Origin of the sequence: Streptomyces coeruleoprunus (genome assembly GCF_039542925.1) — a bacterium.
GTDB lineage: Bacteria > Actinomycetota > Actinomycetes > Streptomycetales > Streptomycetaceae > Streptomyces > Streptomyces coeruleoprunus.
Genome location: NZ_BAABIT010000001.1, coordinates 3,430,759 through 3,453,019, shown reverse-complemented (window position 1 = coordinate 3,453,019; position 22,261 = coordinate 3,430,759). Strand labels below are relative to the sequence as shown.

At 73.6% G+C, this 22,261-nt stretch carries 25 protein-coding genes; 8 read left to right on the top strand and 17 right to left on the bottom strand.

The window, feature by feature from the left end:
* Positions 1-24 precede the first annotated feature (24 nt).
* The 4 genes from ABEB09_RS15205 to ABEB09_RS15190 are packed head-to-tail and all read left to right on the top strand — an operon-like array spanning position 25 to position 3,620.
* The gene (locus tag ABEB09_RS15205; protein ID WP_345690447.1) at positions 25-1,257 is read left to right on the top strand and encodes an ABC transporter permease; all 1,233 of its coding nucleotides are present in this window, start codon (positions 25-27) and stop codon (positions 1,255-1,257) included.
* Positions 1,250-1,912 (top strand): ABC transporter ATP-binding protein, encoded by a 663-nt coding sequence (locus ABEB09_RS15200; protein ID WP_345690446.1) that lies wholly within the window; start codon positions 1,250-1,252, stop codon positions 1,910-1,912. The genes ABEB09_RS15205 and ABEB09_RS15200 overlap by 8 nt, the downstream gene beginning before the upstream one ends.
* On the top strand, positions 1,909-2,334 hold the full coding sequence (locus tag ABEB09_RS15195) for a hypothetical protein (protein ID WP_345690445.1): 426 nt from the start codon (positions 1,909-1,911) through the stop codon (positions 2,332-2,334). Before ABEB09_RS15200 ends, ABEB09_RS15195 begins: the two co-directional genes overlap by 4 nt.
* The gene (locus ABEB09_RS15190) at positions 2,331-3,620 is read left to right on the top strand and encodes an ABC transporter permease (protein WP_345690444.1); all 1,290 of its coding nucleotides are present in this window, start codon (positions 2,331-2,333) and stop codon (positions 3,618-3,620) included. The genes ABEB09_RS15195 and ABEB09_RS15190 overlap by 4 nt, the downstream gene beginning before the upstream one ends.
* Here the strand turns inward: ABEB09_RS15190 and ABEB09_RS15185 are convergent.
* From ABEB09_RS15185 to ABEB09_RS15175, 3 genes are all read right to left on the bottom strand, one after another.
* Complete coding sequence (locus ABEB09_RS15185; RefSeq protein WP_345690443.1) at positions 3,589-4,062, bottom strand: ankyrin repeat domain-containing protein; 474 nt, start codon at positions 4,060-4,062, stop codon at positions 3,589-3,591. The genes ABEB09_RS15190 and ABEB09_RS15185 overlap by 32 nt on opposite strands.
* A gap of 270 nt (positions 4,063-4,332) precedes the next feature.
* The gene (locus ABEB09_RS15180) at positions 4,333-5,694 is read right to left on the bottom strand and encodes an MBL fold metallo-hydrolase (RefSeq protein ID WP_345690442.1); all 1,362 of its coding nucleotides are present in this window, start codon (positions 5,692-5,694) and stop codon (positions 4,333-4,335) included.
* Between the two features lie 26 nt (positions 5,695-5,720).
* The gene (locus tag ABEB09_RS15175; protein ID WP_345690441.1) at positions 5,721-5,927 is read right to left on the bottom strand and encodes a hypothetical protein; all 207 of its coding nucleotides are present in this window, start codon (positions 5,925-5,927) and stop codon (positions 5,721-5,723) included.
* A gap of 170 nt (positions 5,928-6,097) precedes the next feature.
* On the opposite strand from ABEB09_RS15175, the gene ABEB09_RS15170 reads away from it, so the two are divergent.
* Positions 6,098-6,526 (top strand): nuclear transport factor 2 family protein, encoded by a 429-nt coding sequence (locus ABEB09_RS15170; protein ID WP_345690440.1) that lies wholly within the window; start codon positions 6,098-6,100, stop codon positions 6,524-6,526.
* Positions 6,527-6,559: 33 nt separating this feature from the next.
* Here ABEB09_RS15170 and ABEB09_RS15165 read toward each other — a convergent pair whose 3' ends face one another.
* The 8 genes from ABEB09_RS15165 to ABEB09_RS15130 form a co-directional block, all read right to left on the bottom strand.
* On the bottom strand, positions 6,560-7,297 hold the full coding sequence (locus ABEB09_RS15165) for a hypothetical protein (RefSeq protein ID WP_345690439.1): 738 nt from the start codon (positions 7,295-7,297) through the stop codon (positions 6,560-6,562).
* A 138-nt stretch (positions 7,298-7,435) separates the two neighbouring features.
* Positions 7,436-8,626, bottom strand: a complete 1,191-nt coding sequence (locus tag ABEB09_RS15160) for a calcium-binding protein (RefSeq protein WP_345690438.1) — start codon at positions 8,624-8,626, stop codon at positions 7,436-7,438.
* A gap of 313 nt (positions 8,627-8,939) precedes the next feature.
* Entirely contained in the window at positions 8,940-9,707 is a 768-nt protein-coding gene (locus ABEB09_RS15155; RefSeq protein WP_345690437.1) for a DUF899 family protein, read from the bottom strand.
* 361 nt (positions 9,708-10,068) lie between these two features.
* Positions 10,069-11,136 carry a polyprenyl synthetase family protein gene (locus ABEB09_RS15150; protein ID WP_345690436.1) on the bottom strand — a complete coding sequence of 356 codons (1,068 nt, stop codon included), beginning with the start codon at positions 11,134-11,136 and terminating at the stop codon, positions 10,069-10,071.
* The gene (locus ABEB09_RS15145) at positions 11,133-12,293 is read right to left on the bottom strand and encodes a tetratricopeptide repeat protein (protein WP_345690435.1); all 1,161 of its coding nucleotides are present in this window, start codon (positions 12,291-12,293) and stop codon (positions 11,133-11,135) included. The genes ABEB09_RS15150 and ABEB09_RS15145 overlap by 4 nt, the downstream gene beginning before the upstream one ends.
* A gap of 181 nt (positions 12,294-12,474) precedes the next feature.
* Positions 12,475-13,992 carry a SulP family inorganic anion transporter gene (locus tag ABEB09_RS15140; protein ID WP_345690434.1) on the bottom strand — a complete coding sequence of 506 codons (1,518 nt, stop codon included), beginning with the start codon at positions 13,990-13,992 and terminating at the stop codon, positions 12,475-12,477.
* Positions 13,993-14,348: 356 nt separating this feature from the next.
* The gene (locus ABEB09_RS15135) at positions 14,349-15,242 is read right to left on the bottom strand and encodes a sigma-70 family RNA polymerase sigma factor (RefSeq protein ID WP_345690433.1); all 894 of its coding nucleotides are present in this window, start codon (positions 15,240-15,242) and stop codon (positions 14,349-14,351) included.
* Positions 15,243-15,334: 92 nt separating this feature from the next.
* Positions 15,335-15,625: a hypothetical protein gene (locus ABEB09_RS15130; protein ID WP_345690432.1), complete on the bottom strand. Its 291-nt coding sequence runs from the start codon at positions 15,623-15,625 to the stop codon at positions 15,335-15,337.
* A 147-nt stretch (positions 15,626-15,772) separates the two neighbouring features.
* On the opposite strand from ABEB09_RS15130, the gene ABEB09_RS15125 reads away from it, so the two are divergent.
* On the top strand, positions 15,773-17,119 hold the full coding sequence (locus ABEB09_RS15125) for a PP2C family protein-serine/threonine phosphatase (RefSeq protein ID WP_345690431.1): 1,347 nt from the start codon (positions 15,773-15,775) through the stop codon (positions 17,117-17,119).
* Positions 17,120-17,232: 113 nt separating this feature from the next.
* Positions 17,233-17,547 carry a thioredoxin family protein gene (locus ABEB09_RS15120; protein WP_345690430.1) on the top strand — a complete coding sequence of 105 codons (315 nt, stop codon included), beginning with the start codon at positions 17,233-17,235 and terminating at the stop codon, positions 17,545-17,547.
* Between the two features lie 41 nt (positions 17,548-17,588).
* Here the strand turns inward: ABEB09_RS15120 and ABEB09_RS15115 are convergent, their stop codons facing one another.
* The 4 genes from ABEB09_RS15115 to ABEB09_RS15100 form a co-directional block, all read right to left on the bottom strand.
* The gene (locus ABEB09_RS15115) at positions 17,589-18,086 is read right to left on the bottom strand and encodes a GNAT family N-acetyltransferase (RefSeq protein WP_345690429.1); all 498 of its coding nucleotides are present in this window, start codon (positions 18,084-18,086) and stop codon (positions 17,589-17,591) included.
* Between the two features lie 70 nt (positions 18,087-18,156).
* Positions 18,157-18,420, bottom strand: coding sequence for a hypothetical protein (locus tag ABEB09_RS15110; protein WP_345690428.1), 264 nt, complete (start codon positions 18,418-18,420; stop codon positions 18,157-18,159).
* 89 nt (positions 18,421-18,509) lie between these two features.
* On the bottom strand, positions 18,510-19,031 hold the full coding sequence (locus ABEB09_RS15105; protein ID WP_345690427.1) for a DUF5994 family protein: 522 nt from the start codon (positions 19,029-19,031) through the stop codon (positions 18,510-18,512).
* Between the two features lie 189 nt (positions 19,032-19,220).
* Complete coding sequence (locus tag ABEB09_RS15100; protein ID WP_345690426.1) at positions 19,221-19,424, bottom strand: cold-shock protein; 204 nt, start codon at positions 19,422-19,424, stop codon at positions 19,221-19,223.
* Positions 19,425-19,780: 356 nt separating this feature from the next.
* Here ABEB09_RS15100 and ABEB09_RS15095 point away from each other — a divergent pair, with 356 nt between their 5' ends.
* Entirely contained in the window at positions 19,781-20,614 is an 834-nt protein-coding gene (locus tag ABEB09_RS15095; protein WP_345690425.1) for a hypothetical protein, read from the top strand.
* Positions 20,615-20,626: 12 nt separating this feature from the next.
* Here the strand turns inward: ABEB09_RS15095 and ABEB09_RS15090 are convergent, their stop codons facing one another.
* Both ABEB09_RS15090 and ABEB09_RS15085 read right to left on the bottom strand, forming a co-directional pair.
* Entirely contained in the window at positions 20,627-20,815 is a 189-nt protein-coding gene (locus ABEB09_RS15090) for a hypothetical protein (protein WP_345690424.1), read from the bottom strand.
* A 196-nt stretch (positions 20,816-21,011) separates the two neighbouring features.
* A complete protein-coding gene (locus tag ABEB09_RS15085) occupies positions 21,012-22,250 on the bottom strand; it encodes a GH25 family lysozyme (RefSeq protein ID WP_345690423.1) in 1,239 nt (412 codons plus the stop codon).
* Positions 22,251-22,261: the final 11 nt, after the last annotated feature.

Genomic DNA, 22,261 nt, shown 5'->3' with positions numbered 1-22,261 from the left:
CCCCCCACAGGAGGAGACCATCACGTGCGCAGCCATTTCGTCCGGGCCGAACTCCTCGGCCGCCCCACCAGAACCCTTACCGGCGCGATCAGCCTCGCCATCGGCCTGGCGCTGTTCCTGAGCCTCCAGGCGTACGGCAGCGGCTACCGCGAGGCGGCGCGGGCCCCGCTCGCGGAGATCGGCACCGACATCGTCGCCCAGCGCGAGGGCGACCGCCCCGAGGCGTTCGAAGGGGTCGTGTTCCCGCACTCCGCCGCGCCCATCACCGGCGCCGAGGTCGACGGGATGCGCCGCGTCGAGGGCGTCGAGGAGATCAGCCGCGCCCTGTTCCTGTGGTCCTTCCAGGACGACGACCTCGTCGTCGCCCTGGGCGTCGACCCGGCCGCCGACACCGGCCCGGGGCGGCTGCGCGCCGGGGTGCGCGAGGGGCGGTTCCTGACCGAGCGGGACTCCGGCGCCGCCGTCGTCGACGCCAGCTACGCCGAGCAGAAGAAGCTGAAGGTCGGCGCCTCGGTCGCCGTCGACGGCCGACCGTTCGAGGTGGTCGGCCTCGTCGACAGCAGCCGCGCCGGCCAGATCGCCAACGCCAACGTGTACGTACCGCTGCGCGACGCCCAGCAGTTGACCGCCCGGGCGGGCCTGACCGGCGCGAACGACGTGAACATGGTCTTCGTCACCGCCCAGCCCGCCCGCAGCGCCGCCGTCGCGCAGGACATCCAGGGCCTGCTCGGCAAGGACGCGCTGCTGACCACGCCGCAGTCCTTCGACAAGGTGCTCGGCTCGACGTTCACCCTGATCGACCGGCTCGGCCTGCTCGTCGGCGCCGCCGCGCTGCTCGTCGCCGCGGCCGGCCTGGCCCGTACGGTCACCGCCAACCTCGCCGAGCGGCGCCGTGACGTGGCCGTGCTGCGCGCGGTCGGCTGGCCCCGCCGCTCGGTCACCGCGCAGCTCACCGCCGAGACCACGGCCGTCACCCTGCTCGGCCTCGGCCTCGGCGTGGCCGTCGCCGGGGCGGTGACCTGGCTGCTGAGCCGTACGGAGGTCACCGTGCCGGTCCCGTGGGAGCTGAGCCCCACCCCGCACTTCCTCGCCGGCGGCGCCCGGCAGCTGTCCCTCACCGTGCCGCTCGACGCCTCGATGGGCCCGCTGCTCATCGGGGTCGCGGCCGTGGTGAGCCTGGGCACGGCGGGACTGGTCAGCCTGTTCGCCGCGCGCCGCGCGGCGGGGATCAAACCGATGGAGGCATGGCGTGTCTGATGAGGTCCTGCGGGCCGAGGGACTGCGGAAGTCCTTCGGCACCGTCACCGCCGTCGCCGGAGTGGACGTGAGCGTCCGCGCCGGGGAGTTCCTGGCGATCGTCGGCCGATCCGGCTCCGGCAAGAGCACCCTGCTCAACCTGCTCGCCGGTCTCGACTCGCCCGACGCCGGAACCATCACCAGCATGGGTGAGGAACTCCCCACGGGGGAGGACGCCCTTGCCCAGTGGCGGCGCGACCACGTGGGGCTCGTCTTCCAGGCGTTCCACCTGATCCCCACCCTGTCCGCCGTCGAGAACGTCGCCGTGCCGCTCTACCCGCTCCGGATGAGCGCCGCCGAACGCCGCGCCCGCGCCGAACGCCGCCTGGAGCAGGTCGGCCTCGGCCACCGCACCGGCCACCGCCCCGGCCAGCTGTCCGGCGGCGAGCAGCAGCGCGTCGCCATCGCCCGCGCACTGGTCGGCGAGCCGTCCCTGGTCCTCGCCGACGAACCGACCGGCAACCTCGACAGCACCACCGGCAAGGAGATCCTCGACATGTTCCAACGGCTCCGGAAGGAAACGGGCTTCGCGCTCGTCGTGGTCACCCACGACGACAAGGTGGCGGCCGCCGCCGACCGGCAGATCCGCGTCCAGGACGGCGAGGTCGTCGGATGAGGCGCGCGTTCACCACTCCGCTCACCGCTCTGGTGGTGGCCGCCGGTCTGCTGCTCTCCGGGTGTGCGACGGAGGACACCAAGAAGGACCCCGCCCCGTCGCCCGGCACCGTGGGCGTCGACCTGGTGTACCTGAACCACCCGCCGGTCAAGCCGGTCCTGGAGGACATCGACAAGGTCCTCGACACGTACGAGGGCAAGGTCACGGTCTTCCGGCACGACGCGGACACCGCGGACGGCAAGGACTTCGCCGCCGGCCACGACCTGACCGGCCACGTCATGATCGCCGTACTCATCGACGGGAAGGTGCGCTTCCGCGGCTTCCCGATCGGGCGCGCGCCGATGAAGGCCGCCGAGGGCGACTGGCGGATGGACGACCTCGACCGCGCGCTGAAGGAGCGCACCGAGGGCGGCACCTCGTGACGCCTGCAGGCGGGGCGGGCACGCGGGAGCGGGCGGGTGCCGGTGGCTCGGCGCGGGCCATCGGGATGCGTACCTACGTACGGTCCCAGCTGCGGCACCGCGGCCGGCGGGCGTTCGCCGTCGTCGGCGCGGTGGCGCTGGGCGCCGCGCTGATCGTGGCGCTGACCTCGCTCGGCGCCGGGTTCCGGGAGGCCGCGCGGGCGCCACTGGCGGGCGTCGCGGCCGATGTGATCCTGACCCGTCCCGACGGCGCCGCGCCCTCGCAGCAGACGGCCCGGGGCGTACGGCTGCCGTTCGGCCTGTCCACGTTCAGCCCGGCCGACGTGGCCGAGGTGCGGTCCGTGGGCGGGGTGAGCGTCGCCGTCGGCTCGCTGCAGATCTGGGACTTCGGGCCCCGCTCGACGATCACGGTCGCGGGAGTCGACCCGTCGCAGCGGGAGGTCGGCCCGGGCCGCGTCCTCGCCCGCGACCTCGTCAAGGGCCGGGCGTTCACCGCGCGCGAGCGGGGCGTGGCCGTCCTGGACCAGCACTACGCGGCCTTCTACGACATGAAGGTCGGCGACCGGGTGAAGGTGGGCCCGCGGGAGTTCGCCGTGGTCGGCATCCTGGAGGTCAGGGACTCCAGCCAGGCCGCCGCCGCGAACATCTACGTCCCGCTCGCCGACGCCCAGCAGGTGGCCGGGCTGAAGGCCGGGGAGGTGAACCAGGTGCACGTGCAGGTCGGCAACTCCTCCGACACGGAGGAGGTCACCGGCCGGATCACCGACCGCCTCGGGACCGTCAGCGCGATCACACCGGACAGCCTGGTGCAGATCATGGGCGCGGTGGGCCGGATCTCCGCGCGGTTCTCCACGATCGCCGCGCTCGTGGGCGCGGTCGGCGGACTGCTGCTGAGCTGGACCGCGCTGCGCGGCCTCGTCGCCGAACGCATCCGGGAGATCGGCGTGCTGATGGCCGTGGGCTGGCGGCGCAGGGACGTCGTCCGGGCGTTCGGCCTGGAGGCGCTGGTCCTCGGGCTGACGGGGGCGGCCGTCGGCATCGTCGTCGGGATCGGCCTCGCCGGGCTCCTGTCGTACCTGCCGACGCCGGAGATCGTCACGGGCCCGCCCGGTGCCGAGGGGCACGCCGCGGCGGGCGCCGAGGACACGGGGCTGCCGGTGAGCGTGGGGCTGACGGCGCTGTTGACGGCCGCGCTCACCTCGGTCGTGGGCGCGACGGCGGCGGGTGTGCTGGCCGCGCGCCGCGCCACGGCGCTCAAGCCGGCGCTGAACCTGATGTCGTCGTAGGAGGCGTCGTGGACGCCTGTGTGGCCCCCGCCCCGGCACCCGCCTCCGTCAGGAGCCGGAGTACGTCGGGGTGGGGGCCGGCGGCGGCCCAGTCCAGGGGCGTGTTGCCCGTGCCGCGGTCCTCGCGGAGCGCCGGGTCGGCGCCGTGCTCCAGCAGGGCGCGCACCGTCTCGGTGTGCCCCCAGGAGGCGGCGCCGCACAGGGGAGTGCCCTCGTCGCCGTGGCCGCTCTCGACGTCGGGCTCGGCGCCCGCCTCCAGCAGGACGCGGACGACGTCGGCGGCGCCGTGCACGGACGCGGCGTACAGGGGCGTCGTCCCGTCGGGGTTCGGTGTGCCGGGCTGGGCGCCGGCCTTCAGGAGGGCGCGCACCTCGGCGAGTTCGCCCAGGTACGCGGCGGTGACGAGGCGCTTGGCGAGCTTCTTCCGACGACGTCCGTTCACGGTGGCCGCCCTTCGCGGTGGCGATGGACCCGGGTGCCGGTGTGGCCCAATGGGCGGAGCCGGCACCGCCGTGGCACCCCCGTGCCCCACGGCTCCCCGGTACCGGCTCCTTGGTCGTTGACCATTCTTCACCGGCGCGGGGCGGGGTATGGCCGGAAACCGCTGTGGGAGTCATCACCGCGCGGAAGCGGAACCCGCACGGGGGTTTGCGCGTCCTCGAAGGTTTCGAGTCTGCAAACAACCGGCGGTGAGCACAGGGTAGTTCGGGGGTTACGCCGGGACGTCGAGCGACCGGCCCGTGGCGCGTGCCCAGTCGGCCGGGCCGCCGGTCAGCACGGACAGGCCGCGGCGCCCCGCGCGCTGGAGGAGGCTGGCGGCGGTCGTCGCGCGCTGTCCGCTCGCGCAGTGCACCAGGGTCCCGTCGGGCACCTCGGCCGTACGGGAGGGCAGGGCGCCCAGTTCGATGGTGAGGGCGCCGGGGACGACGCCGGTGCGGTGCTCGGCCCGCTGCCGGACGTCGAGGACCGGGCGGTCGGCGTCGACGCGCTCGGGCGGCAGCAGCTCCAGGGTCCGCGTCTCCTCGCCGGCGCCCGTCCAGGAGGCCATGGCGAGGCGCCCGGCGAGCCGTTCGTACCCGATCTTCAGGGCCTGCCAGGTGAGCTCGGCGAGGTCCTGCGCGGGAGCGGTGACCACGACGAGCGGGACGTCGTCGGGCAGCAGCCAGCCGAGCCGGCTCGCGAACGGGGGGCGCAGCGGCAGCGACACGGCCCCGGGGACGTGCCCTGCGGCGAAGGCCTCGACGGGGCGTACGTCGACCACGTACGCGCCGTCGGCGATCAGCTCCCGCGCCCGCGCGGCCGGCACGGGCGGCGGCTCCGGCGTTCCCCGTACGACGCCGGGCCCGCGCCGGTTCACCTCGGCGAGCCGGTCGAAGTAGGCCGGGTAGCTGCCGAGGCCGTCGAGGAGGCCGCGTACGAACGCGTCCTCGTCGGGCGCGGCCAGCAGCGGGTTGTCGCGCCGCTGGGCCCCGATGGTGCTGGTGCGCTCGCCGTGCGACGGGGCGGAGCAGTAGGAGCCCGCGCCGTGCGTGGGCCACAGGGCCGTCGCGTCCGGCAGCTCGGCCAGCCGGCGCAGCGACCGGTACTGGGCGCGGGCCAGCTCCTCGGCCCGGTCCGCGCCGAGCAGGTCGGTGCGGGCGGCGGAGTCCACGATGAGCGAACCGCCGCTGAACACGCCGATGACGCGGCCGTCGTCCAGGAGCAGGAACGACAGGTGCTCGTCGGTGTGGCCCGGCGTGGCCAGCGCCCGGAGGGTCAGCCCGCCCAGGTCCACCTCGTCGCCGTCCCGCAGGCCGCGGTGCGGGAACCGCCGGTGCCCGTCGGCGGACGCCAGGACGGCGGCGCCCTCGTCGTGCGCCAACTGCGGGGCGCCGGACAGGAAGTCGGCGTGCAGGTGGGTGTCGGCGGCGAACGCGACGGTCAGGCCGCGGCGCCCCGCCTCGGCGCGCAGCCCGCGCAGGTCCCGGCTCGCGTCCACGGCCAGCGCGCGGCCGTCACCGAGGTCCACCAGGTAGGCGCTGTTGCCGAGGCCCTGGTCGACGAGGGGCACGAGGTGGTCGTCGGCGAAGCCCATGCCTCCATGGTCCGGCGGTTCCCGGGCTACTGCATGCCGCGGACGACCTGAGCCATGCCGGTGGCGTAGGTCGTGGCGCCCTGGACGCCCATGCCGCTGGTCGCGCCGACCAGCTGCCCGGCACCGTCGAGCGGCCCGGGCGCGACTGCGGCGGCGGGGGTGGCGGTGGCCAGGCCGGACAGGGCGGCGGCCGCGGTGGCCGCGGTGCCCGCGGCGGCGAGGATGCGCTTCATGGGGGGATCTCCTCGGGAGGGAGCGGGGTGACGAAGGGGACAACGCGGCACGGGAAGGAATGTGACGCCCACCACGTCTAATCAAGTTTGACTACCGCTCCACAGGGGATGTACCTTCTCGCTAGTCAAAGTTGACGACTGTATGCGACCGGATCCCGACAGGAGCCTGCATGACCTTTCTGCCCGACACCGGCTACACCCCCACCGCCGAGGACCGCGCGAGCCTGGACGCCTGGTTCACCGAGTACGACGCGCGCAGCGCGCGGCGCGACGTCGAGCGCATGGCCGACATGGCGGTGTTCCCGCTCAACCTGGTGAGCGACGACTCGGCGGGCGACGGCCGTTCGGCACAGTGGGACCGCGAGCGGTTCGTGGCGACGATGACGCACGTGATGGGGGAGGGCAGCGCGGACATCACCTTCGAGTCCACCCGTACGCCGGTGTTCCTGTCCCCGTCCATGGCCGTGGTCTTCACGGACTCGACGATGACGACGGAGGGCCACACCCAGCAGCTCCGCTACGCCGACATCCTGATCCGGCGGAAGGGCACGTGGGCGTTCCAGACGATGATCCAGGGCGGCTGGGGCGACAACCTGTAGCCACGGGGCCGCCGGCCAGTGCGTGCGATCCGGTCAGGACGCGGGCGCGTCAGGCTCCGGCTTCCGCCGCACGTCGGTCACCTTCACATCCTCCGTCTCCGGAGCGCCGAACGCTTCGACGATCACCCCGCTGGTGGTGCGGGTGACCTCCAGTGCCAAGTGGCTGCCCATCATCCGCAGGTCGAGCCTCGCCCGGGGCGCGCCGGCATGGTCCGGCATCCGGTGAACCCGCGACGCCGGGTAGTCCAGGCCTGTCAGTGTCTTGTGCATCGCCTGGTAGCCGGTCGTCGTGTTCGTGAACGCCTCGCCGATGCGCTGCGCGTGCTCGTTGCCGCTGCACTTCTCGATGGCGGTCAGCGGAACGGCCTCGACCGACATGGGCCCGGCGGAGCCAGGGGTCGGCTTCGACGGTGCGGGATCGGGCACGGGAACCGGTATGTCTCCCTCGGCGCTCGGCACACCCGGCGGGGTCTCGCCCGGCCCGTAAGCCGGTGCGGGCGCACCCGACAGGTCCTCGGGCCCGGGCACGCCACCGCTGCCGGCGCCGTGGGGCGTGTCCGGAGCGCAGCCCTGCGTGACGCGGGTCGTCAACGCGAGGAACCGCATCTCCGGATCGTCGCCGTTCGGCGGAGCGTCCGGCGGGGTGGTGGCCGAGACGGCGCTCCCCGCGGGGGTGTGATCGGTGGTGGCTTCCTGAGTGCCACAGCCCGTCAGGACCATGCAGCCGAGCAGGACCACCAGCACATGCTTCGGGAGGGATATCGCTCGCATGCACGCACCCTGCAGGATCCCGGCCGACACCCACATGAGCACCCGTACTCACTTCGTCCGAGCCGGCGTATCCACGGGTGTCGGAGCCTTCCGGTGACGCGGGGGCCCGCGACGCCGCTCGGTGCGGGGCTGCGCCCATCAGGGGATGCCCGCGGTCACCTCACAGCGGGACGCGACGTCGGTTCCCTCCTCGCCGTCGCAGTCGTCCGGGGAACCGGGCCCGCCGTCCAGAAAGTCGTCGCTCGGGCCTGCCTTGAGCGTATCGGCCCCGTCGCCGCCACTGAGTCGGTCACTGCCGCCGGCGGGCCCGACGGTCCGGGTGGCAAGGTAGTCGGTGTTGTCGCCGAACACTCTGTCGTCGCCCCCACCGGCAGTCAGGACATCGCGGCCTGCGCTCTGCGGTGTGCCGGCCGACACGGAACTGTCGCCGACGAGGATGTCGTTCGCAGTGCCACCGGTGATCCGGTCGTTGCCGGCGCCGAATGCCGCCCCGATGTCCCTGTAGTAGGCGTTGTGGTCGCCGACTGCGGCGTATCCCCCATCGGTGCCCAGGTCCAGGAAGTCGTTGCCGCCACTGCCGTGGCCGTTGAAGGTGAAGCCCCCGTCACCGATGAGGAAGTCCCTGGTTCCCGGGCCTCCCAGCAGCACGTCGCTGCCAGCGCCGCTCGTGTCGCCACCATCCGCATTGGAATCGCCGACGATTTCATCGTTGCCCTCCCCGCCGACGAGGTGGTCGTCGCCACCGCCGGACGCGCTGTTGCCCACTGAGAAGGAGTCTCCGACGAGATAGTCGGCGTCCGCGCCACCGTCGAGGCGATCGGAACCTCCGCCAGTGGCAATGCCGTCAAGGCTGAAGCTGTCCCCGACGAGGGTGTCGCCACCGCCTCCGCCGACGAGACGGTCGACGCCGCCACCGGTGGCATCGACGAAAAAGCCGTAGCTGTCACCGTACAAGCGGTCATTGCCGGGTCCTCCCCGGAGCGTGTCACCCCCGTTTCCGGAGGCATCACCGTCCCGGCTCCACACGTCGCCGACCATGCTGTCGTCCCCGAGCCCGCCGTCGAGGACGTCGTCGCCACCGAGCCCGCAGATCCGGTCGTCGCCGCCGAGACCGTAGATGGTGTCATTGCCCGGCGTGCCGACGATGACGTCCGGATGTGGGGTGCCATAGGTCGGCGTGCCGGGCGTGGCGACGATCTCCGCCTCCCGGAGCAGGCACAGCGGCGCCTGGGCATGGGCGTCGGTGGTGACGAATCCGATGCTCGTCCAGGCTGCGAGCACGGCTGCCAATGCCCGGATGATCGCCCGTTGGCCAAGCCGTTGCGCCACCGAGGTGACACCTGCCCTTCCGGCCCCCGTATCTGCCCACCATCGCATCGCCACTGCTCCTTCTCGTGACCGGTAATGGCAGTGATGACCGGATCGGCACACGCGCCCACGGGCTTCGCGACAGGTTCATCCGGACTGCGCAAGGGCAGCGCGAGGGGTGCGCGCGCTGTGCCGACCGTCGGCACAGGAGTTGGTGATCGGCGGAAGACGTTCAAGGAGCGGAGATCGGGCGGGACCAGACCGCGGTGGGCGCGTGTGCTGTGCCCTCCGCGGTCTTTGGGCGGTGGTTCCGCTGTGGCAGTCGGGTCCGGGCTCAGCCGCAGCAGCCCGCGCTGCCCGGGGTGCCCGTGCCGGACTGTCCGCCGTGGAGGTCGTCGTCGTGCCCGGCGGCGATCCGTGCCCACTGCGGGGTCGGCCGTCCGTCCTTGCTGAACTGCTGGCCATGGGTCTCATACGGCTGCGGCCAGCCCGGCGGGGAGTCCTCCCAGGTCTCCTGCCGTCCGTGGACGGTCATGTCCAGGATGCCGTAGGCCGGTGCCATGGGCTCGACCCCTCGGCCGGTGGTCCAGTACGTCTCGTAGACGCGGTCCCCGTCGCGGAGGTAGCACGCCTTCATCCCGAAGTGGCGGCCGGCGACGAGCCGTTCGTGGGACTCGGCGGGCACGGAGTACCAGGGCAGCTCCCAGCCCATGAAACGGCGGTAGCGGTCGGACTCCTCGTAGGGGCCCTGGCAGAAGACGGCGAACGTGACGTCCCGCTGGTGCAGGTAGGACAGTTCGCGGACCTGGCCGGTGAAGAAGGTGCAGCCTTCGCACTGGCCGGCGGCGGGCCGGCCGTCGAGCCACATGTGATACGACGCGAACAGCTGGGTACGGCCCTCGAAGACGTCGAGCAGGGGGACTTGTCCGTTGCCTCCGACGAGCGGAGTCGACGGGTCGACCTCGGTCATGGGCAGCCGCCGCCGTGCGGCGGCGATCGCATCGCCCTCCCGGGTGTGCGCCTTCTCCCGGGCGCGCAGGGCCTCGTTTGCGGCCAGCCACTCCCGACGGGAGACGACCGGCGGCTTGTTCATGGCAGTCATGCCCGTACTGACTCCGCAGCCGGCCCGAACTCATCGGCGGGACCCGGGCGGACGGGCCGGCGCCCGCGGCCGCGCCGCGCGGGGGCGGCTCGGATCCGCTGGCTGATCTCTTCTCTCCCCCGCCCCGGCAGGCAGCAGCGGCATCGCTTCCTGTTCCGAGCAGGAGTTCCTGACGGGCGGGTGGAAGAGGTCCCGGACCGCGGACACGACATCATGCCGGACAGCCCGGACGCCTTCGCCCGCGCCACCGCGGCGGTGCTCACGGACCGGGACCGGGACTGGCCCGGACGCCGTGCCGGAGCGTGACGCGGTGACGGTCGCGCGGGTTCCCCGTGTGCGATGACGAAGCCGGCCGCGGGCTTCAGGACGCCCTGTGCAGCAGGAAGTCCAGCAGGGACTCGATGGAGAGGGCCGCGGGCTCCGTCAGGGGCGCCTCCCGCAGGCACGTGCGGGCCGCGTCCAGGTGGTGGTGGGCCTCCGCCACCGTGGCCGCGCGGCCGCCCGCCTCCTCGACCAGGGCCGCCGCCCGGGGCGCCGCGTCCTCGTCCGCGGCCTCCAGCAGCGCGGCCAGTTCGCGGGACGCCGGGCCCTCCGCGGACAGGGCCGCCAGCACCGGGTACGTCTTCTTCCGCCGGCGCAGGTCCCCGTGGACCGGCTTGCCCGTGACGGCCGGGTCGCCCCAGATGCCGAGCAGGTCGTCCACGGCCTGGAAGGCCACGCCCATGTGCCGCCCCGCCAGGTCCAGTGCGGCGACCGTCTCCGCGGGCGCGCCGCCCAGGAGCGCGCCGAGGGCGGCCGCGCAGCCCAGCAGGGCGCCCGTCTTGCGCTCGGCCATCGCCCGGTACTGCTCCGGCAGTACGGCGTCCGGCCCGGTCCAGGGCCGGGACTCGAACAGCAGGTCCTCCGCCTGGCCCTCGACCAGTTCCGTGAGCGTCGCGCACAGCCGCCGTACGGCCTCGCCGGTGTGCGGCCCGGGGGTCTCGGCCAGGCTCTGCACCGCGAGGGCGAAGAGCGCGTCGCCGGCGAGCACGGCGGGCCCGGTGCCGTACGCCTTCCACACCGTCTCGCGCTGCCTGCGCAGCACGTCGCCGTCCATGATGTCGTCGTGCAGCAGCGAGAAGGCGTGGACCAGCTCCACCGCCACCGCGCCCGGCACCGCCGCCCGCCCGTCGGCCCCGGCGGCCTCCGCGCCCAGCACGGCGAGCGTCTGGCGCACACCCTTGCCCTCGGACGCGTCCGGGTCGGGCGTACCGTCGACGTCCCGCCACCCCAGCGCGTACGCGGACATCTCGCCCGTCCACGGGTGCAGCCCGCCGATCGCGGCGGCCAGCCGGGGCCGTACCAGGGCCCGGCAGCGGCCCAGGAGCGCGGGCACGTCGCGGAGCGGCGCCTGAGGGACGTCGAGCGTCGCGGTGAGGGAAGTGGTCATCGCGGCGTCTCCTCGTCGGTCACGGGCAGCTCGGGCACGGCCCCCTGAGTCACGGGCAGCTCGGGCACGGGCCCCTCGGGAAAAGAATCGTTTCTGCGCCCACCGCGGGCGCCGTCCGTCACGGGCAGCGGCGCCACCCCCAGCTCGGCCGCCGCCTTCTCGACCATCTCGCGCGCGTGCCGCAGCCCGATCCGGTCCAGGGTGTCACGCAGCTCCGACAGCTCCGCGGCCGTCTCCCCGGCGTCCCGCCCGAGCCGGGCCAGCGCCTTGGCGAGGCCCAGCCGGGCCAGCGCCGTCCCGCGCGGCTCCTCCATCTCGCGGAACTCGGCCAGCGCCCGCGCGTAGCCGTCCCGGGCCTCCTCGTACCGCCCGGCCCGGTACAGCACGTTGGCGCGCATCTTGTGGTTGTACGCGAGCGCGCTGGACAGCCTCATCTCGCGGCAGGCGACCTCCGCCTCGGCCAGCAGCTCCAGCGCCCGCTCCACATCCCCGTCCCGTACGGACAGGACGTCGGCGATGCCGCGCAGCGCCCAGGCCCGGCCGCGCCGGTCGTCGGCGCGCCCGGCGGTCTCGGCGGCCTCCTCGAAGAGCGCGAGGGCCCTGTCGTAGTCGCCGGTGTTGCGGTGCATCTGCGCGATGCCCTCCAGCGCCCACACCGTGTGCCGCGCCTCGCCCCGCTTGCGGGCCTCGGCGAGCAGCTGCTCGTGCAGTTCGCCGACCGCCTGGTAGTCGCCCTGGATGCGCCCGGTCTCGGCGAGCCCGGCCAGCGAGTAGCCCCGTACGACGATGTCGCCGCCGTGCTCGCCGAACTCCGCGGCCAGCCGCAGCAGCCGGTACGCCAGCGGGAACGCGCCCCGCTGCCGCGCCAGCGTGCCGCCGCTCCACAGCGCCCACGCCATCGCCGCGACGTCGCCGGCGGAGCGTGCGGCGCGGTAGCTCGCCTTCCACGCCCGGTCCGCCTCCTCGACCCGGCCGAGCCGGCGGCACGCCTCCGCGACCGCGAGCCCGCACCGCGCCATCTCCCGCGGCTCCCCGGCCGCCTCCGCCGCCCGCAGCTCCTCGACTCCCTTGGCCAGTACGTCGGTCAGCGAGGAGTTGACCGACAACGACCCCAACGCGCCCTGGTACTCCGGAGCGGATGCCTTGCCCTGTGCCATACGACCCACCGTCGTGCTCGTGCCGAACTGAATCCCTTTCCGATCAAGACGGTGTGGGCGGACGGAGGTTGTCCCTCTCCGTGATGGTCGTAGAGTCCTACTTGAGTGCTACGCCGACCGGTTTCCGCTCGTCACAGCGGTGTACGGGCGCGGCGGACCAGCGGGTACGCCGGCCGCGCGGTCAGTGCGCGCCCGTGAGTTCGCCGGTGAGCCGGTCGTGCAGGCGGGCGCTGGGCCCGTTCAGGCCGGTGATCTCGACGTGCTTGCCGCGCCGGGCGTACTTCGTCCCGATCGCGTCGAGCGCGGCGACGGACGAGGCGTCCCAGACGTGCGCGGCGCTGAGGTCGATGACGACCCTGTCCGGGTCACCGGCGTAGTCGAACCGCCCGACCAGGTCGTTCGACGAGGCGAAGAACAGCTCGCCCGTCACCCGGTAGACCACCGTGCCGCCCTCGGGGTCGGTCACGGCGGTGACGTCCGCGAGGTGGGCGACACGGCGGGCGAAGACGACCATCGCGGCGACCGAGCCGACGACGACGCCGATCGCCAGGTTGTGCGTCGCCACCACGCAGGCGACGGTGACGACCATGACGGCGATCTCCCCGGCCGGCATCCGCCGCAGCGTCTTCGGGGCCACCGAGTGCCAGTCGAACGTCGCGAACGACACCATGACCATCACGGCCACCAGCGCGGCCATCGGGATGTCGGAGACGACCGGCCCGAAAACGATGCACAGCACCATCAGGAACGCCCCGGCGAGGAACGTCGAGAGACGCGTCCGGGCGCCCGACACCTTCACGTTGATCATCGTCTGGCCGATCATCGCGCAGCCGCCCATGCCGCCGAAGAAGCCGGTGACGATGTTCGCGACCCCCTGGCCGATCGACTCGCGCGTCTTGTCGGAGTGCGTGTCGGTGATGTCGTCGACCAGCTTCGCCGTCATCAGCGACTCCATCAGGCCCACCAGCGCCATCGCGAAGGCGTACGGCGCGACGGTCGCCAGCGTCTCGAACGTGAACGGCACGTCCGGCAGCCCGGGCACCGGCAGCGACGACGGCAGCGCCCCCTTGTCGCCCACGGTCGGTACGGCGATGCCCGCCCCGACCGTGATGAGCGTGAGGACCACGATCGAGACCAGCGGCGCCGGGACCACCGTCGTCACCTTCGGGAAGAACACCATCAGCGCCAGCCCGCCGAGGATCAGCGGATACACCGGCCACGGCACGTCCCGCATCTCGGGGATCTGCGCCATGAAGATCAGTACGGCCAGGGAGTTGACGAAGCCGACCATCACCGACCGCGGGACGAACCGCATGAGCTTCGCCACGCCCACGGCGCCCAGCACCACCTGGAGGACACCCGCCAGGATGACCGCGGCGACCAGGTACCCGAAGCCGTGCTCCCGGTTCAGCGGCGCGATGACGAGCGCGACCGCACCGGTCGCCGCCGAGATCATCGCCCGGCGCCCGCCGACGACCGCGATGGTCACGGCCATCGTGAAGGAGGCGAAGAGGCCGACCGCCGGATCCACGCCCGCGATGATCGAGAACGAGATGGCCTCGGGTATCAGCGCGAGCGCGACCACGAGACCGGCCAGCACCTCGGTGCGCCAGACCTTCGGATCGTTCAGCCAGTCGGGACGCAGACGGCGCAGCCGCGCGGCGAGGGGAGCGGGGGACGCGGGGGATGCGGAAGACAACGGAGCGGGGACCTGTCGTGCCGGGCACAGCGCTGCTCGCCGACAGGCGGCCGAGGTGTGCGGGGAGGGGGAGGAGCCGGGGAAGGAGGCAGGGACGCCGTCGGCCCGGACCGTGAAACTCTACCTGGCCGAAACCGCTCGGTCTCAGGCCGCGGAACCGGACGGGCCGGAGACCTCCGGACCCGGCCGGCGCGGACGACCGGGCGGCGCCGACACCGGCGTACGGCATCCCGCCGCCGTACGCCGGCGCGACCACCGAGGCCGTACGCCGGTACGCCCGCTGCCGTACGCCGGCACCCCCCCGCGACGGCCGCCTCGGGGCCGAGCGCCGCTGCCGTACGCCGGCAGCCGCCCGCTCAGCCCTCCACGACGCCCAGCTCGATGCCGGCCAGTCGTTCCGGGTCCGTGAGGATGTCGAGGGCGGTGACCCTGCCGTCCCGGATCGTGAACGCCATGAGCGACAGCGCCCGGCCCTCCGCGACGGACAGCACACCGGGCGTGCCGTTGATCAGGACCGGGTGGGCGGCCTCCGCGAACCGGGCGAACATGATCGCCTGCGAGGCCACCTCGGCCGCCCCGCGCCGCAGCAGACTCGGGCGCTCGGCGCCGCCGTCGGACCGCGCCACGATGTCGGGGTCGAGGACCGCGAGCAGCGCGTCGAAGTCCCCGCCGCGAGCGGCCGTCAGGAACGCGTCCACGACCCGCCGCCGCGTACCCAGGTCCGCGTCCGGCGCGGGCGCCGCCCCCTGCACGCGGCGGCGGGCGCGGCTGGCGAGCTGCCGTGTGGAGGCCGCGCTACGGCCCAGCACGGCCGCGATCTCGTCGAACGGCACGGCGAACAGGTCGTGCAGCACGAACGCGAGCCGTTCCGCGGGGGACAGCGTGTCCAGGACGACCATCAGCGCGATGCCGACCGAGTCGGCGACGAGTATCTCCTGCTCGGGATCCATGCCGCCCGGACCGCTGACGATCATGTCGGGGAGCCCGGCCTGCCCGTCCCGCTCCGGCAGCGGCTCCTCGCGCCGCGTGGTGCGCGAGCGCAGCATGTCCAGGCACACGCGCCCGACGACGGTGGTCAGCCAGCCGCCCAGGTTCCGCACGTCGGAGACGTCCGAGCGGCTCAGCCGCAGCCAGGCCTCCTGCACGACGTCCTCGGCCTCGGCGAGCGAGCCCAGCATCCGGTAGGCCACGGCCCGCAGATGGGCACGGTGCTCCTCGAAGCGCGCGGCCAGAAAATCGTTCTCGCTCACCTGTCACATCCTCGCGGCGGGTTACGTCATCGATACGGCTACCGCTATTGATGACGTACGAGAACCGCCCGAGGTGACAAGGGTGTTGCGGACTATTCCCGCAGCGGCGGCGGGGACACGGTCGCGCCCCTGCCCTCCTTGACCGCCTCCACCGCATCCTGGTGGAGGCGCCGGCTCTCCTCCTCCGAGTGGCACGGCACGGGGCTGCCCTCCAGCGTGTACCACTCCGAGCTGCCGCTGTACTGGACCGCGACGTCCGCCTCCGTGCCGTACCAGGTCGTGTGCACGGTCAGGTCACCGGTCACGACGCCCAGCTCCTTGGTGCGCACGCCACCCGTGCCCGTGATCACCCCGGTCGTCGTCCACGACGCCCATGCGCTCATCCCGCACCCACTCTCCACGGCTTCCCGGGGATGCCGGGTGCCCACCCGCGCCGGGCTCATGCCACCGGACGGCACAGGTTTGATCACCACGGCGGCGGATAGTCGGACGGGGGGCCGGGGGCCGGGGGCCGACGGACGGGGAAGGCCATGCACCACGACGACGCACAGGCGAGGACTCCGCTCACGGACGGGGGTCCCCCCGCGGACACCGACCTCACCGACGTCGCCCGGCAGCTGCACGAGCTGGCGAGGGCCAGGGACCGGCTCCAGGGGCTCCTGGAGGCCGTCATGGCCATCAGCAGCGAGCTGGAGCTGCCCGTCGTCCTCAACCGGATCGTCAGCACCGCCATGGACCTCGTCCACGCCCGCTACGGCGCCCTCGGCGTGCTGAACGAGGACCGCACCGAGCTGGACGAGTTCATCACCGTCGGGCTCACCGACCGGGAGCGCGCCGACCTCGCCGGGGTCGAGCTGCCGCACGGGCGCGGCCTGCTGGGCACCCTCATCCACCACCCCCAGCCGCTGCGCGTCGCGAACATCCAGGCGCACCCGCACTCCGCCGGCTTCCCGCCCGGCCACCCGCCCATGCGCGCGCTCCTCGGCGTCGCGATCAGCGTCCGCGGCGAGATCTACGGCGACCTGTACCTCGCCGACCGCGCCGACGGGCGGCCCTTCGACGAGCACGACCAGGACATCGTCGTCGCCCTCGCGGGCGCGGCCGGCGTCGCCATCGAGAACGCGCGTCTCTTCGAGCAGGTACGCGCCGGCGCGGAACAGTTCCAGCGGCTGCTCCTGCCGAGGCTGCCCGACCTCTACCCGTACGCGGGCGCCGCGATCTACGAGCCCGCCACCCGCCCCGCCCAGGTCGGCGGCGACTGGTACGACGCGATCCTGCTGCCCGACCACGCCTGCGGGGCCGTCATCGGGGACGTCGTCGGCCACGACCTGCACGCCGCGGCCGCCATGGCCCAGACCCGCAACATGCTGCGCGCCCTGCTGTACGACCGGCGGACGCCGCCCAGCGCGGTGCTCACCCGCCTCGACCGCACCCTGCACGCCATCACCGACACCCCCGTCACCACGGCCTGCCTGGCCCGCATCGAGCCCGGGGACCACGGCTGGATCCTCCACTGGAGCACCGCCGGCCACATGCCGCCGCTCCTCCTGGCGCCCGGCCGCGACCCCGAGTACCTGCACGCCGAACCCGGCCTGCCCCTCGGCGTCGACCCGCACCACCCGCGCCCCGACCACACCCGTCCACTGCCGCCCGAAACGATCATGCTGCTCTTCACGGACGGGCTGGTCGAACACCCCGCCCTCCCCATCGACACCGGCCTCGACGCCCTCGCGGAGCTGGCCGCTGCCCACGCGCACCTGCCCCTCGACGAGCTGTGCCGGACCCTGTGCGACCGGCACCCCAGCGACGGCCACGACGACATGGCGGTCCTCGCCCTGCGCACCCCGCCGGCCGCCTGGCCGGAGACGCCGCCATGACCGGCCCCGCGCGTCGGGGGACGGGGAGCGGGGGTGCCGGGCGTGATGCCCGGGCCGCGTGGTCGGCCTACCGTGGACGGTGGGGCACGGCACCCCGTGCCGAGGAGGCCGCCATGGAACTGCGCGTACTCGCCGTACCCGACTGCCCGCACCTCTCCTTGCTGCTCGGCCGGCTGGCCCAGGTGCTCCCGGAAGGGGCCAGGGAGGTCCCGGTCCGCGTGGTGACGACCGAGGCGGAGGCCGCGCGGCTCGGCATGCACGGCTCGCCGACGCTGCTCGTCGACGGCCTGGACCCCTTCGCCCCGCGCGACGCGCCCACGGGCGTGGCGTGCCGCGTCTACCGCGCCGCCGACGGACACGCCGAAGGAGCCCCGTCCATGGGCCAGCTGGCGTCGGCCCTCGAACGGGCCGGCATGGTCAGGGGCTGAGCCGCGCTCCCGCGGTCAGGGGCCGAGCCGCACGCCCCGCGTCACCGCACGACCGGGCTGCGGCGCTCCACCAGGACGACGTCGCGCCAGACCCCGTGGTGGCGGCCGAGCCGCTCCCGCGTCCCGACGACCCGGAACCCGGCGCGCCGGTGCACGGCCAGGCTGGCCGTGTTCTCGGGGAAGATCCCGGACTGGACGGTCCACACGCCCGCCGCGTCCGTGGCCGCGGTGAGCGCCCCGAGCAGCGTGGACGCGATGCCGCGGCCCCGGGCGCCGGGGTGGACGTAGACGGAGTGCTCGACGACCCCGGCGTACGCGCAGCGGTCGGACACCTTCGACGCGGCGACCCAGCCGAGCACGTCCCCGCCGCTCGCGTCGACGGCGGCGAACCGGTACTCCGGCGGCTTCGTGGCGTCGAACCGCTCCCACGTCGGCGCGGCGGTCTCGAAGGTGGCGTTCCCCTCGTCGATACCGGCCTGGTAGATCGCCAGGACCTGCTCGGCGTGCGCGTCGGTCAGCGGAACGACGTCGATGGACATGCTGTGCTCCCCCTGGCGTGGCGGCGGTACGGACCGGTCGACGACACCGTAAGGCGTGGCCGTCCGCCGGTCAGAGCTCGTCCGCCTGGGGCCGTTCGTCGAAGGACGGCTCGCTCGCCGCCAGCCACGACCGCGCGGGACCCGCCGTACGGGTGGTGTCCACGCTCAGGTGGAGGCGGGTGGCGCCTTCGGCGCCGGCCGGGTAGCTGCGCTGTTCCGTCGCCGCGAAGCAGCGGCGCAGGACCTCCACGACCCTCCGGGCGACCTCGGGGGTCGCCGCGACGACCCGGACGTCGGCATGGCCCACCGGTGGCAAGGGGTGCTCGGCCGACATGCGGACCTCCTCCGTACGGCGGGGATCCCTCCTCCGCGCCCCGAGTGCCCCGCGCCGCGCCCCGTACGCGTCACGCGCCCGCGGGGGCTTCAGCGCGCCTCCGGCCGGTCCGGGTGCCACTGTCCTTGCCGGTGGCCGCGCCGGGCCTCCCGTTCGATCTCCTCGACGAGGTCCGCGTCGGCCAGCGCGAGCATGGCCTCGGGGGTGAGCGGGTTCCACGGGTCGGCGGCCGCGGCCAGCAGGCGGGCGGCCGTCCCGGCGGGCTCGTCCGGCGGGATGACCAGGAACTCCCAGCGGCCCATGGTCTCCGAGACCAGCGTCACCGTATGGGCGCCGGCCGCGGTGCCGGACCGTACGACCTCGATCTCGTGGCCGGGTGCCATCACCGTGCCGGGCGCCTCCGGCCAGTCGGCGTCGCCCACGGTGACGCGCGTGACCGTCCCGTAGCGGGGGTCGAGGACGGCGGCGAGGGCGGGAAGCTCGATCTCCAGGACGTTGCACCGCGGCCACCAGGCGCCGTCCAGCGGGCCGTGACTGATGTCCGGCGTGACGGACAGCCGGGCGGGCGGCATCCGGTACGTGTGCGATTCCTCGGGTGATGGCGCCGGCATTCCGCACGTCCCGTCCCGGGCGCGCCTGGCGCGGCCCGTTCCGTCCCTCACCGAAAACGGCACCGCACGGTCGCAATGCGCGAAAGGCTCTCGGTACGGTCAGGCTACTCCTCACCGGACAAAGCGGAAGGGCCCGCACCGTGCGGTGCGGGCCCTTCCGGATGCCGTGCGTCAAGCAGGCGTCGTGCGTCAGGCGGGAACGATGTTCTCGGCCTGCGGGCCCTTCTGGCCCTGCGTGACCTCGAAGGAGACGCGCTGGCCCTCCTGGAGCTCACGGAAGCCCTGGGTGGCGATGTTCGAGTAGTGCGCGAAGACGTCGGCGCCGCCGCCGTCCTGCTGGATGAAGCCGAAGCCCTTTTCCGAGTTGAACCACTTCACGGTTCCAGTAGCCATGATTTTCTCCGTTCATGGGGCTGTGAGGGATTTTCGCACCATGCGGAATCCCGGTCGCCGAAATGACCCCACCCGGAGAGTCCGGAAAAACAAAAATGCGCCTGAAGGTCACATACCGTCAGGCGCACACAAGGTTCATGGGTACCACAACTGCAACTCAAACCAAGGTAGCACAGGTTTCCCGGGTGCACCGGATTTCCCAAAAAGAACTCCAGGGCGCGGCGCGCCACATGTACCCGCCTTGAGCGAGTCCCGTCAGGAAGTGATTCGGGAACCGGTGCGGCACGGGCCGCGTCCAGTCCCGTGCACGGCCGCTTCATGGGGGAATGCGGCCGGCGGCCCCAAGGGGGGAACTGATGCGTCCCAACGGAATCCGTATCGCCGTCGTCGTCCTGGCCGGCCTCGTCGCGGCGACGGGCACGGCCTGTACCGCGCAGCCCGCCACACCCGCTCCCACGTCCACGTCCACGCCCTCCGGCGGCAGCGGCGCCGCCGCGGCCGAGGCGCCCGCGCCCGCGCCGAGCGGCAGCGCGGGCTCCGGCATCGTGTCGCTGGCCGGCGACTACGGGCCGGACACCTGCCGCGAGGGGTACGTGTGGCGCGAGGCCCGCCGCACCGACCACGTCTGTGTCGAGCCGCGCGTCCGCGACCAGGCCCGTAGCGACAACGCCCAGGCCGCCGCCCGTCGCGCCCCCGGCACGAACGGCTACGGCCCCTACGCCTGCGCCGTCGGCTACGTGTGGCGCGAGGCGTACCCCGGCGACGTGGTGTGCGTCGAGCCGCGCGTGCGCGACCAGGCCCGCCGGGACAACGCCCAGGCGGACGACCGGCGGGTGTCGGCCCGGCTGTGGAAGTCCCGCTGGTACCCGGAGCGGCGCTGCGACGGCGACGTCTGCACCGGCAGGAGCGACGACGACATCCCGCGCATCCGGCTGAACGGCGACCACTACAACTTCGGCCAGGTCCGCCTCTACATCCGCCGCGACAGCGACCACCGCGTCCTGTGGTCCGGCACGGTCACCGCCACCCGGCACGCCGGCTTCGCGGGCGGCAGCTTCGGCAAGAAGACCACGCTGACCGACTGCTCCCGGTACGGCCGCCCGGTGAACGGCCACGCCCAGGCGTACGACGTGCTCTCCGGCCGCTGGTCGGCCCGTATCCCGCTCTCGGTGGGCTGCGCCACGCTCTGAGGAAGCGCGGGGTCAGGGGGAGGGGCGGCGCATCGCGCCGACTGTTGCGACCGCCCAGCCCGTGACCCGGACGGCGCCCACCGCCGGTGCCGCCTCGGGCGGCGGAGCACCCAGCGAGGGGGCGACACCGGCGGCGCGGGCGGCGAAGCCGACGACGCCCGCCCCGGCGTACGACTCCGGCGGTGCCGGGAAGCCCGGCATGCCCGACTCCCGCCGAGCGCGAGGTCCACCTTGCTCGTGCTGTACGCGACCGCTCCAGCTGCGGCGAACCGCTGTACCCGCGGCGCTCGTTCGAGGTTCGTGGGGCCGGGATGGCCGGGGTCGGCGGCGGGTTCGTCGACCACAAGGACGGGCCTTCTCCCCCGCGTGGGAGAGAAGGCCCGTGTGCCGTCGGGGGTCAGTGGGCGACGAGCTTGGCCCACGTCGCCGGGCCGGCGATGCCGTCGGCGGTGAGGCCCTTGGCCTTCTGGAAGGCCTTCACCTTCGCCTCGGTGCCGGGGCCGTAGACGCCGTCGGCGGTCAGGGCGTGGCCGTTGTCGGTGAGCTGGCGCTGGAGGGCGGTGACGGCGGGGCCCTTGGCGCCGGTCTTGAGGGTGACGACGAGCTCGGTCCAGGTGGCGGGTCCCACGATGCCGTCGGCGGTGAGGCCCTTGGCCTTCTGGAAGGCCTTCACCTTCGCCTCCGTGCCCGTGCCGAAGACCCCGTCGGCGTCGGTGGCGTGCCCCTGGGCCGTCAGCAGCAGCTGGACCGTGGCCACGTCCACGCCCTTGTGGCCCGCCTTGACGGTGGGCCACGAGGTCCCCGGCTGCGGCAGCGGGGCGCCGCCCAGGTTGGCCATGGCGCGCAGCTGGGCCAGGCTGCCCCGGTAGACGTTGCGGTCACCGGCGCCCACCGTGCCGTTCTTGCCGGGCAGGCCCGGGATCCGCTCCGACTCCGTGTACTGCCAGAACGTCCACGCCCCGGCCCCCGGCACGTCCTGCGGCTCCTTCGCGCCGCTCCCGTACCGGGCGAGCCACAGCGGGTAGCCCTTGAACACCTGGCCCTTGCCGCCCATGCAGCCGGTCACGAACGACGCCCGCGTGTAGACGATGGGCGTCACCTTGAACGCCGCCTTCACGCGCTGCAGGAACACGGTGAGCTGGTCGGCGCGCAGCGCCTTCGGGCACACCTCCTTCTTGTTCACCCACACGCTCTCCACGTCCAGCACCGGCGGCAGCTCCCCGGCCTTGGTGCCGGTGTAGCCGGCGGCGCGGGCGGTGCGGATGAAGTGGTCGGCCTGGGCGGCGCCGTCCCGGGTGCTCTTCGGGTCGAAGAAGTGGTACGGCGCCCTCAGCAGCGACGTACCGGACACGGCCTTGAAGTCCCGTGCGAACCACGGGTCCTGGTAGCCGGTGCCCTGCGTCGCCTTCAGGAACGCGAACGCGTTCCCCTGCGCGACGCGCTTCCAGTCGATGGGCTTCCCCGTCGCGTCGTGGTTGTGGTGGCTCGTGTCGACGCCCTTCACCTTGTACGTGTCCGGGGACGCGGCGACGCTCGTGTCCGCGCCGGTCAGCAGGGCTCCGCCCATGAGCGAGGCGGTGGTGAGGGCGGCCGCGGTGAGGCGCAGTGCGTGACGGCCGCGTGAGTGCCTGGGCACAGTCGGGTCTC